Below are 11,275 nucleotides of genomic sequence, written 5' to 3'. Positions count from 1 at the left end.
GCTCAACTCCTATTATTATTAAATGGCGCAAGTCCTTCTCGAGCGTTCGGTCAGACGACCGTTTCACCGCCGTCGGCCACAATGACCTGTCCAGTGATATAAGCGCTGGCAGGCGTGGAAAGGAACACCGCCAGACCTGCGATATCGACAGGCTCACCAATGCGTCGAAGCGGCGATTTTTCTTCGGTCTGTCTGAGGCGAACAGGATCTTCCCACAACGCCTTGGCGAAGTCGGTGCGGACCAGACCCGGTGCGATACTGTTCACTCGGATGCCTTTCGGCCCCCATTCGATCGCGAGATTGCGCGCCAGCGCGGCTTCAGCAGCCTTGGACACCCCATAGGTGCCAATGACGGTGTTACCGCGGAGACCGGCAATGCTCGAAAGCAGTACCACAGCGCCCTCACCTCGTTCGGCCATTTGCGGCAGCACCATATTGGCCAGCCAGAACGTGCCTTTGACATTGGTGGTCATGATCGTGTCCCAGGCGTCGTCCGAGACTTCACTGGTGGGGCCGTAGACCGGGTTGGTCGCCGCATTGCAGACCAGCACGTCGATCCTGCCCCAGGCTGTCAGGGTCTTGTCGACCAGGTTTTGCAGGTCTTCCTTGCGCCCGACGTGGCACGGGATCGCCAGCGCTTCATGACCCGCCGCCTTCAACTCGCCGGCGACCGCTTCGCAGGCGTCTGCCTTACGGCTGGATATCACGACCTTGGCGCCGCATTTCGCCATCTCTTCCGCAATGGCGCGGCCGATACCTTTCGTCGAGCCGGTGATGAGCGCGACCTTGCCGGTCATATCGAATAGTGGGTTGGTCATGGGCGTTCTCCTGTTTGTGAGTGGCTTCTTCCGTGTTCGTCTGCGCCGTAGCCGCTCAGCTCGATCTTGGCGATGGCATCGAGGTGAACCTCATCGGGCCCGTCGGCCAGCCGAAGCGTGCGAACATGGGCATAGGCCGCTGCCAGAAAGCTGTCCTGGCTGAGTCCGAGTGCACCATGAACCTGAATGGCTCGATCAATCACCTGCAGTGCCATATTCGGCGCAATTACCTTGATCATGGCGATTTCCTGCCGAGCCACCTTGTTGCCGACCGTGTCCATCATGTAGGCCGCTTTGAGAGTCAAGAGGCGCGCCTGTTCGATATCGATCCGGCAACGGGCAATGTCTTTGCGGATCGAGTCAAACTTCACCAGCTGTCTGCCAAAAGCTTCGCGCTCATGAACGCGCTCACACATTGATTCGAGGGCGCGTTCTGCGATGCCGATGGTGCGCATACAATGGTGGATGCGGCCTGGCCCCAGGCGGCCTTGAGCAATTTCGAAACCACGCCCCTCACCCAGCAGCATATTGCTGGCGGGGACGCGCACCTTGTTATAACGGATTTCTGCGTGGCCATGCGGTGCATGGTCGTAGCCGAACACCGTGAGAGGACGAATGACTTCCACACCCTCGGCATCCAGCGGCACGAGGATCATCGACTGCTGCTGGTGACGGGCTGCGCTTGGGTCACTCTTGCCCATGACGATGGCGATTTTGCAGGTTGTGGTCATCGCCCCGGAAGACCACCACTTGAGACCGTCGACTATATAGTCATCGCCCTCGCGACGGATCTCACAGGAAATGTTGGTGGCATCGGAGGAGGCGACGGCCGGTTCGGTCATGGAGAAACAGGAGCGAATCTCGCCGTTCAGAAGCGGCTTGAGCCACTGCTCCTGTTGCTCAGCGCTACCGTAGCGGGCCAGCACTTCCATGTTGCCGGTATCGGGCGCAGAGCAGTTGAATACTTCAGGGGCGATATGAGAGCGGCCCATGATTTCGCAGAGGTGGGCATATTCGAAGTTGGTCAGGCCAGCGCCGAACTGGCTCTCTGGCAGAAACAGGTTCCACAGCCCCTGCGCCTTCGCGGTGGCTTTGAGCTCGTTCAGAATAGGCGGCGGCGCCCATCGATTATCGGCCGTGGCGATCTGCTCATAAAACACATGCTCATTCGGATAGATGTGCTGCGCCATGAAGGCCTGCAACTTATCCTGTAGCTTCTTCGCTTTTTCAGAGAGCTCAAACATGTCGTTGTCCTTATTGTTATCAGTGCTCTTCAGGTGACCGGTGTTACAGCGGCACACCCTCTGGCTTTTCACTGCCTGACCGCAGCCGGAAGGTGCCTTCGCCGATGGCGAGCAGCTGTCCCTCCTGGTCGCGGACTTCACCTGAACTGTTAAAGATTCGACTTCCACCCGCTCGCCTGGTGCCGGTCACACGGATCAACCCACCTGAACATTGGCCAGTAAAGGTTGTTGTTAGTGACAAGGTGATTGCCTTCCGCATTCGCCCGGCAAAGGGGCAGTAGGTGCCCGCTTCGGCCATTGCGATATCCAGCAGCGAGGTGATGACTCCGCCGTGGATGACGCCGGCCAGGTTCAAGTGGTGAGGTTCAACGGTGAGCTCTATCACTGCGACGCCTTCTTCCCACGCTGCCTGGCGATAGCCAAGGACCCGGTGAAATCCTGGGAGGTCGTTGGCACTACTGAACGACGTGACTTGTTGCTGTTCTGACATTCGAGTTCCTCTTCGCCTCGCTCCTGTTGGGTCCATGGCAGGCCGCCACAGGAGAGAACATCGTGGGGTTAATTTGTCACGGGTTGGCGTTTTTAGTCAACATATTTGGAAATCAATTTCGCTGAGTAAAACTGAATGCGGAATCTGTAGGTTCTGGCGAGCAGTGGGGTTGACGTATAGGTGAGCTGGAGGGAGGGCGGAAAAACGACTAATGAAGGCCCGTCAGAGCAGGGAAATACTGCCATCAGGCGGTACTGCCGGCCAAGTGCTTGTGAACAGCTAACGGTTTGCTGGGGCGAATTTGTAAACAACCTGCGATAGAACTGGCTTTGCGTAAGCACAAAGCCAGTCAGAGGGTACCCGAGGCAGCTGCATCTTCGATTGACACGAACGTCTCATTGAGAAAACTTACCGGGGGGGGGGGGGTAAGTGCCTGTAGTTTACTGCCTGACTGCCAGGTTGATCAGATCCTGCCGGTAAGTAACAGGACGATCAGAATTACGGCGACGATGCTCAGAACTCCACTGGGGCCATAACCCCAGGATCTACTATGGGGCCAGGCCGGAATTGCACCTATCAGTATTAATATCAGGACAATCAGGAGAATTGTTGAAAGTGTCATTTGTAGTGGTCAAGTATTTTAGGCCACCGTCTTTTGAGCCTCCCAATAAGCCTGCTCTGCCGCATTCGGCGGCAATCCACCGTTGTGTTTGTGCGGTCTCAGAACGCTGTAATAGCCGATCATATAGTCCGTGACCGACTGCTTCGCCGAGGCAAAGCATGGGTAGCCGATTTCGGGCACCCATTCTGTTTTCAGGCTCCTAAAGAAGCGCTCTGTCGGAGCATTGTCCCAGCAATTCCCTCGTCGGCTGAGACTCTGTTTCATCTGATAACTCCAGAGCAGCTGCCGGAAGTTCAGACTAGTGTACTGACACCCTTGATCCGAATGGAACATGACTCCTGATGGCTTTCCACGGGATTCATACGCAATCGTCAGAGCCTTCTTCACCAGGTCCGTATTCGGCGATAGGGACATGGCCCAACCCACCGGTTTACGGGAGAATAAATCGATCACGACAGCCAGATAAGCCCAGCGCGAGCCCGTCCAAAGATAGCTTATGTCCCCAGTCCATACTTGATTAGGCTTCTCTACGTCGAACTCCCGGTCAAGAAGATTCGGGATATCCAGATGCGGCTGATCGGCCTTCTTGTAAGCGTGGCTTGGCGGTTGCGTACTCACCAGCCCCAACTGCTTCATCCGTCTGCTGGCACGGTAACGACTCAGCGGTATTCCTGCCTGCGTTACCATGCTGGCAATCGTCCGTGCCCCGGCCGACCCATTGCTGGCCTCATGTGCCTCGACAACCTGTTCCTGGAGCTTTTGCTCAGCCTTACAGGGCGTTCTATCCCGGTCACGCCATGCCCGATAGCTACTGCGATGCACCCCGAACACCTGACACAGGCGCTGCACCGCATGGCTCTCTTCAAGTCGCTCGATTATCGAGAATTGCTCAGGGAGTCTGACATCAAGAGAGCGGTAGCCTTTTTTAATATTTCCTTCTCTTCCTCAGCTCGCCGCAGCTTGCGTTTCAGTTCCTGAATCTCACGCTGCTCCGACGTCAGGGCTTCGCCCTTGGGCGCTTTACCTGCCCGCTCAGAACGAAGCTTTCGGACCCAGTATTCCATGGTGGATTTACCGACTCCCATGGCATCGCAGGCAGCCTTCACGGTATATCCCTGGTCGACCACCAACTGGGCCGCCTCCAAACGAAATTCCGGACTGAAGGTTTTCTTTCTCGTCATCGTCTTCACCTGATTTTCTATATGAGTGATCATACACTCAAAATCAGGTGGCCAGATTCACTATGCCACTACAAATGTAAGCCCAGGATTGCTATTCTGGAGCTTCAAAAGCCGGTCACGGTGATCAGGCTGCTGATTCCTGACAGACGCATACTGGTAGAAAACCATTCCTATGTAGAATGGCCACCAGTGCTGCTTGACCCGCGCAACGATGCTGTAAAAATAAGCAGTTCGGTCAGCCTGCACTCCGTCCTCGAACAGAAGCGCATGCGGGACCGGTTGCGTCCACTCTACATCCGCTACAAGGTCGAAATATTCCGGCCACGCCGTCTCGAACGATCCTTCTATCACACCACCAACCTCCGCATACAAGCGCATTTCCGTGCAGGCAACTACTACCGCAGCACACCACCACCTTGCTTTAGTGAGTATGTCAGGGAAGTCGAGCTATTCAAGCGCCCGGTGCTGCCGCTCCCCCACTCATCTCTCTTGTGCGAGCAAGATTGCCTGCGTCAATCCGCTCATCGCCCGAGACCTAAAGCTCAACCACACAAACCACCGGATAATGATCCGACGGCAACAGATCCCGATCCCGAAACGAAAACGGCGCCAGCATCTCGCTGCCGTCTTCGTCATACACATAGCGGTAGACGTAGGTCTCTTCCGGTATCAGTTGCTGGTGCAGGCTAAGGCTGAGAAAAATGTAGTCGAACTGTTTGGCGGAGGCTGTTCTACCATAGAAGGTCATATGCGTATGACGCTCATAGCGGGGTATCCCGGCCAGAAAGAGCGCATCGTCCAGATCGGTGGCTTCATAGAGGGGCAGGAATTCCGCAGCGGTGTCGTCGCGTGAGGCATTGCCGTTGAAGTCACCCGCCACGATCACTGGAAGATCGTTCGACTTTTCAGCCTTCAGTTTCTGGTAGATCGCTATCAACGCCTTTACTTCAGCGGCTTGACGCTTCTGCCCGCCCGGATCAGAGCCCATGGATTCATACAGCTTAAGGTACTTCACAGAGCCGTTCTGTGGCGATATTCCCTACAGCGGAAGTGAGCGTGCAGCTCATATGAATCACTTTCAATCACAGAGAGTCGCAACGGCGCAGACTTCACTTGGAACTACTTACCGCTTGTACAAACTGCTCAAAACTTAAGGTCACTACGCCCGTCGAGATATCAAGCTCATCCTCAAGCCTAACTTCCTTCTTCTCACCGTGCAGATAAACATTGAATCTGTTGAAAAAGAACTCTCTGATATCGCGAGAATCGTTCTTGTTCATTTCCTCAATTTCTGCAATTAACTCGCTAGACTCGTAGCTATTATGATCTTCATGAAGGAATTCACTTAGTAGATTGTTCGACATCCCCGCCCCTCCAACTCGGTAAACTTTCCATTTTTCACCACCACGGCCCTTGAACAGCTTCTCTCCAGAACAGCAAAACTCTGAAGAATGGCTACCTGCACACTGTCCCCGTGGGACAAAGATAGAACGTGTGCTCATAATCTGTGCAAGACAACGAGCTCCCGATGTCCTTTTCTTTGTGAACGGCAGGATAATAGCCCGCGTGGAGCGCATAGATAGCAATGTCATCGGCATAGATGTATTGGCTGGACTCCTTAGAAAAATAATACTTATCCAAAGAATCTTCGAAAGCTATATTGATTTCAGAACTTAGTTCTCTGGTAGTTCCGTCAGTATTAGCCTTATACCAAATCGCCACGAAACCGACTGTGCCTTGGCCAAGGTTAGCGTCAGTAATTGCATCTTTTAGCTGGATAGCCACCGAAAATATAGCCGCTGGACAGGGTGTTGTGGCTCCTGCTTTATCGCTCTTACACCCAGACAGAAGAGCCGACAGCAGGATGACCAGCGCTAGCTTGTTGTGCATCGCTTTTTCTCCGCAAACTGCCGTCAACGATGCCGCGTCTAGGGCGCCAAGCATTGATCACACGTGACACTGATTCTTAGGCTTCCCGTGAGTATGTCAACAAAGCGCTGGTATTCAAGCACCCACAGCTACCACACCCGCAGCTGGTCCTACTGCAAGAGCAAGCTAGCCCGCAGTAATGCGCACCTCAAGGCGCCCTAAAGCTCAACCACACAAACCACCGGATAATGATCCGAAGGCAGCAAATCCCGATCCCGAAACGAAAACGGCGCCAGCATCTCGCTGCCATCTTCGTCATACACATACCGGTAGACGTAGGTCTCTTCCGGTATGAGTCGCTGGTGCAGGCTAAGGCTGAGGAAAATGTAGTCGAGCTGTTTGGCAGAGGCTGTTCTGCCATAGAAGGTCATATGCGTATGACGCTCATAGCGGGGTATTCCGGCCAGATAGAGCGCGTCTTCCAGATCAGTGGCTTTGTAGAGGGGCAGGAATTCTGCAGAGGTGTCGTCGCGCGAGGCATTGCCGTTGAAGTCACCCGCCACGATCACGGGATGATCATTCGACTTTTCAGCCTTGAGTTTCTGGTAGATGGCTATCAATGCCTTTACTTCAGCGGCTCGACGCTTCTGCCCGCCCGCATCAAAACCCTGCGGATCGTAACCGGATTTCAGATGGGCGAGCATCACCGAGAGGATGCAGATGCCCTGAGGGTCATACAGGTGAAGCACCGGAATATCGCGTGAAAGTCTTCGTCTGTCCGAGTCGCCCAGGTTGAATGCTTCTGCCATGAGTGCTGTCACGGAATAGGCTTCCGGGTCCTCCTCGTGGAGGTACTGGAACGGGACCGGCCAGTGCCGATTTGTCTGTAACTCAGCGGTAAACGGCAGGCTCTTTTTCAGCAGAAAACCGCTCTCAATACCGCGATCGGAGTTGCCGGGGATGAGGTAGGCGACATAGGCACCCGACAGGAAGAATTCATTGAAATTGCTGAGCGCGGTCAGACCGCCCACTTCACAGAGGCACACACAATCCGGATCTTCATTCAGGATGATCTGCGCCAGGGCCTTCAACTTGCTCAAGGGCTTGAGCTCCTGATCCGAGTGGCCCAGCATCCCCCAGTGCTCATCGCTGAGCGTGTGAAGGTATTCGGGCTTTAGTGGGAACGCGGTCTGCAGGAAGAGGTCCTGGACGTTGTAGGTCATTAGTTTGAAGTTCATGTACAGATTTACGTTGAGGTCGGCTTAACGACACGTCTACTTTGCAAGCAACGGTGATTTCTCACGGAAATAGGCTACTAACCCCTCCTCCATTGCGGACATTATTACTGGGATTGTTAGCTCAGTATGAACAGTCTTGCTGCCCTCCCGTCGGATTGAGCTGCCGGATAGCCAGAGCACCAGATCGGCTTCATGTACAAACTTGCTGCGAATCGTATAAAGAAATTCAGCGAATTTTTTGATATTCGGCAACGGTTTTCGATTTAGCTTCACCGCATTGCAAAGCATCTTTTGCCGGTCTACCGGAAGTCGCGCGAAGAAATCAACGCACCGTCGGATGGAACCGTAGGTGGCTTTGTAGTCCCGATGAAGTTCAGCCAGTCGTTCCTTCGACGCAATCGGAAATGTCTCATCCAAATCTCTTTTATTCAGCCACGTGAAAAAATCTTCGTGCCTTTCCTCAGACAGGGACTCAACGAGAGCAAAAATACCCACCATCTTGTAAGAATTGGAGAGATAGTCGACGACCGAATTGCAGTTCGGGGCCGTTGTGACCCAGTCTCCACGCTGGACCAAATAGAAATAGAAATTGGCCACCCGGAGAAATTGATCTTTGCGCTCCGGCGTTCCGAGCGCATTGTAGAATTCCATGAACTCCAACTCAGAGGAGAATTGCGTCGATATCGCTAAACGTGCCAAGGGAAGATAAGAGCTCTCATTCTTGTAGTAGCGCAAGTTAAAACCTATTAGTAGCAGTAAGATCTGACGGAAGTTCAGCCGGGACAAAATGCTGTACGTGACCGGCACGGTTTATACTAAATCGTTGGTCACGGCTAATGGACTGATATATGTATAATCTGACGGGCGCCTTCACGGATTAGCTTATAGGCTTTCGTCTGAGCAACACACTTTTAGCTCACGAAATGCCTTTAACTTTGTCAAATATTGGTCGCCATTACTGAAACGGCGTAAACGGCATCAATCCACCCCCGGCACGCGCGACATCTTGAACACATCAGTAATCCGCCGCTCATGCTCACTGTACACGTACTGATAATGCGCCGCCTGAATCAACGGCACCTTCAATGCCCGCGGCTTGAAGATCGCCACGCACTCACCCCCAGCATGCCGCACACTCCGATACAACAAGCCATGACTCCCCTGCTCCCGAAACTGCGCAGCGATCGGCTGAGTGTGTTTGTAGCTCTCAAGATCAGGATCATGCAGCTCATCCTCAGCTCGAATATCATGCAGCTCGGAGAGAATCGTCGTGACGTATTCACGCAGCGTCAGCCGCGTATCCGGCTCTTCCGTTGCAGACAGAAAACGCTCGCGATGAAAGCGAGTCTCCGCAATGGCCGTAGCCGATGAATCTCCAGCGTAATACACACCATAACGACCATCGGTAAAACGTGAAGCCGCACCAATATGCGTAAACGCGGCCATGACAGCCGAACTCCCAGGCCCACTCACCCGATCCTCCGGCGCAACGAAGCCGAGATCGCCAGCCTCGTCCCTGAGCCGTGGATTGGTCAGTGCTTCAAGCTCAAAGGCTGCATCGAGATCCTCAGGATCGAGAATGCTTTCATACAGGTTGATCGGCGGAAACTGACTCGACACCAGGCGGTGGCATTTGTTCCATGGTAGGCGCAGGGGCGCCGACTCGATGTTAGGGCGCAGCGCGGTCTTTACCATCCACGTGCACCATCGACGTAGTCGTGCACCCGCGCGAGATCGAGGATGCTGCCGTTGAGCATGACTTCGAGGGCGCTCTTGCCGCCGAAAGCCGCGTTGGGTTTGCGTGGCCAGGCGGTCGCCTGCTCGAGCGTGGGGAAGATGATTCTGAGGGCTTTGTAGATATTCTGCAGATGCGAGATGCGCTCGAGAATATCGCGCCCGGGTTTGGCGTTGAGCGTGCTCTTCCACTTGAAGTAGGTGGCTTCAGGCAAATCGCCGAGCAGTATGCGCTGCTCTTTCGTGCTCAGCTGCCATTCCTCGGCAATACCGAAGAAGATCTTCAGCGCCACCTGGGCGAGTCTGGCTGCACTGTCCTGCCTGGCAGACGCATCCTTTGGCAGATGGGTGTTCTTGAGTGGTTTCATGGCCGGCCTCCATGTCAACTGGCTTACTCTTATTATAGACCTTTAAAGTTAAAAACTACAAATATAGATAATTAAGGACCTGCCTCAGCAATCTGATGCACCGCCATCAAAACCTGTAGAACCCGCTGCAGGCTTCGAGTAGCCTCTACATCATCCACACACAAGGACAGTGAACATGCCCGAGTCCGCCTACCCCATTCCACCGTCTGACTCGAACCCTCAGGACGCGGCAGTACCACGAGATAGCATACTCAACGAATTCGGCCACCAGATTTCCTTTCGGGAAGCTGTACATGTCTGGCTACGCATCGCCATGCTGAGCTTTGGCGGGCCTGCCGGTCAGATCGCGGTCATGCACCGTATTCTGGTGGATGAAAAGCGCTGGGTGAGTGAGAGCCTATTCCTGCACGCGCTGAACTACTGCATGGTGCTGCCCGGGCCGGAGGCCCAGCAGCTCGCCACCTACATCGGCTGGCTGCTGCATGGGGTCAAGGGCGGGCTCGTGGCCGGCGGTCTGTTTATCCTGCCGGGCTTCGTGAGCATCCTGGTGTTGAGCGTACTCTATGCCGGGTATCAGGATGCCACGCTGGTGCAGGCGCTGTTCTTTGGCATCAAGGCAGCGGTACTGGCCATCGTGCTTCAGGCGGTCATTCGCATCGGCAAACGGGCTTTGAAAAACGCCTATATGTACGCGCTGGCGACCCTGGCCTTTGTTGCGATCTTCTTCTTTGCGGTGCCGTTTCCAATCGTGATCGTTACGGCTGCCGTCATTGGTCTGCTGGGCCGGCACGTCGACCCGGAGCGCTTTGTGGTCATCAAGGGTCATGATGCGCCTGAGGATGCCGACCGCGCTATTGATGCCATGATCGATGGCGGAGCCACGCATCATACTCAGGCAACCTGGACGCGAGCGCTCAAGGTACTCGCCATCTGGTTACCATTGTGGCTCATACCACTCATCGTGCTGACGACGACACTCGGCTTCGACGACGTCTTCACCCAGGTCGGATTCTTCTTCAGCAAGCTGGCGGTCGTCACCTTCGGTGGGGCGTATTCCGTATTGGCCTACATGGCGCAGGAGGCAGTGCAAAATTACGGCTGGCTCGCGCCAGGCGAGATGCTCGATGGTCTGGGTATGGCAGAAACCACGCCCGGCCCGCTGATTCAGGTCGTGCAGTTCGTGGGGTTCATGGGCGCCTTCCGTGATGCCGGTCCGCTCGATCCCTTCACTGCAGGTATCCTGGCCTCGATTCTGGCGACCTGGGTGACCTTTGTACCCTGCTTTCTGTGGATCTTCCTTGGCGCGCCTTATGTCGAAAAGCTTCGTGGAAATCAGACGGTGAGTGCGGCGCTGTCCGCCGTCACGGCTGCCGTCGTTGGCGTCATGCTGAACCTGGCGATCTGGTTCGCCGTGCATGTCGCCTTCGATGAGGTGAATACGGTTGAGGCCTTTGGCATGCAGCTGCTGGTGCCGACATGGAGCAGCATTCAGATTGCCAGTGTCGTGCTGGCGCTGGGCGCCTTCATTGCGATATTGCGTTTCAAGGTGGGCATGCTGCCGGTGATTTTCGTCAGTGCGGTTTTGGGTATCGCGTATTTTCTGCTGTTTGGCGGCGCGGCGGCGCTGTAAGCAAAATTTTTTCGTGAACCTGTCGAAAGTTGTCGAAGCCGTTCGACTATCAGATGAACAACACATCATCTGCATCAGGAG

Annotated in this window: 13 protein-coding genes; 1 reads left to right on the top strand and 12 read right to left on the bottom strand. The window is 54.7% G+C overall.

What is annotated here, in order from left to right; translation table 11 throughout:
- Positions 1–50: 50 nt before the first annotated feature.
- The 12 genes from ABD735_RS06645 to ABD735_RS06590 form a co-directional block, all read right to left on the bottom strand.
- Positions 51–818, bottom strand: a complete 768-nt coding sequence (locus ABD735_RS06645) for an SDR family NAD(P)-dependent oxidoreductase (protein WP_344804579.1) — start codon at positions 816–818, stop codon at positions 51–53.
- The gene (locus ABD735_RS06640) at positions 815–2,062 is read right to left on the bottom strand and encodes an acyl-CoA dehydrogenase family protein (protein WP_344804577.1); all 1,248 of its coding nucleotides are present in this window, start codon (positions 2,060–2,062) and stop codon (positions 815–817) included. Before ABD735_RS06640 ends, ABD735_RS06645 begins: the two co-directional genes overlap by 4 nt.
- A gap of 43 nt (positions 2,063–2,105) precedes the next feature.
- Positions 2,106–2,552 carry a PaaI family thioesterase gene (locus ABD735_RS06635; protein ID WP_344804575.1) on the bottom strand — a complete coding sequence of 149 codons (447 nt, stop codon included), beginning with the start codon at positions 2,550–2,552 and terminating at the stop codon, positions 2,106–2,108.
- Between the two features lie 463 nt (positions 2,553–3,015).
- Entirely contained in the window at positions 3,016–3,174 is a 159-nt protein-coding gene (locus ABD735_RS06630; protein WP_344804573.1) for a DUF3309 domain-containing protein, read from the bottom strand.
- A gap of 18 nt (positions 3,175–3,192) precedes the next feature.
- Positions 3,193–4,388 (bottom strand): IS3 family transposase gene (locus tag ABD735_RS06625; RefSeq protein ID WP_425548580.1). Its coding sequence is split into 2 segments (ribosomal slippage): positions 3,193–4,103 and positions 4,103–4,388, totalling 1,197 coding nucleotides; the frame shifts between segments, so codons are not numbered across the junction.
- 502 nt (positions 4,389–4,890) lie between these two features.
- The gene (locus ABD735_RS06620; protein ID WP_344804571.1) at positions 4,891–5,370 is read right to left on the bottom strand and encodes a hypothetical protein; all 480 of its coding nucleotides are present in this window, start codon (positions 5,368–5,370) and stop codon (positions 4,891–4,893) included.
- Positions 5,371–5,464: 94 nt separating this feature from the next.
- Complete coding sequence (locus ABD735_RS06615; protein WP_344804569.1) at positions 5,465–5,719, bottom strand: hypothetical protein; 255 nt, start codon at positions 5,717–5,719, stop codon at positions 5,465–5,467.
- Between the two features lie 91 nt (positions 5,720–5,810).
- Positions 5,811–6,245 (bottom strand): hypothetical protein, encoded by a 435-nt coding sequence (locus tag ABD735_RS06610; protein ID WP_344804567.1) that lies wholly within the window; start codon positions 6,243–6,245, stop codon positions 5,811–5,813.
- Positions 6,246–6,442: 197 nt separating this feature from the next.
- Complete coding sequence (locus ABD735_RS06605) at positions 6,443–7,462, bottom strand: endonuclease/exonuclease/phosphatase family protein (protein WP_344804565.1); 1,020 nt, start codon at positions 7,460–7,462, stop codon at positions 6,443–6,445.
- A 36-nt stretch (positions 7,463–7,498) separates the two neighbouring features.
- Positions 7,499–8,113, bottom strand: a complete 615-nt coding sequence (locus tag ABD735_RS06600; protein WP_344804563.1) for a hypothetical protein — start codon at positions 8,111–8,113, stop codon at positions 7,499–7,501.
- A 327-nt stretch (positions 8,114–8,440) separates the two neighbouring features.
- Entirely contained in the window at positions 8,441–9,157 is a 717-nt protein-coding gene (locus ABD735_RS06595) for an RES family NAD+ phosphorylase (protein ID WP_344804561.1), read from the bottom strand.
- Positions 9,151–9,564, bottom strand: a complete 414-nt coding sequence (locus ABD735_RS06590) for an antitoxin Xre/MbcA/ParS toxin-binding domain-containing protein (RefSeq protein ID WP_344804559.1) — start codon at positions 9,562–9,564, stop codon at positions 9,151–9,153. Before ABD735_RS06590 ends, ABD735_RS06595 begins: the two co-directional genes overlap by 7 nt.
- Positions 9,565–9,739: 175 nt before the next feature.
- On the opposite strand from ABD735_RS06590, the gene chrA reads away from it, so the two are divergent.
- Positions 9,740–11,194 (top strand): chromate efflux transporter, encoded by a 1,455-nt coding sequence (gene chrA / locus ABD735_RS06585; RefSeq protein WP_344804557.1) that lies wholly within the window; start codon positions 9,740–9,742, stop codon positions 11,192–11,194.
- Positions 11,195–11,275: the final 81 nt, after the last annotated feature.

It is taken from the genome of Allohahella marinimesophila, assembly GCF_039538005.1.
In the GTDB taxonomy this organism is placed as follows: Bacteria; Pseudomonadota; Gammaproteobacteria; order Pseudomonadales; family Oleiphilaceae; genus Allohahella; species Allohahella marinimesophila.
The sequence above is the reverse complement of the archived record's forward strand: the minus strand, read 5'-3'. Positions and strand labels throughout refer to the sequence as shown.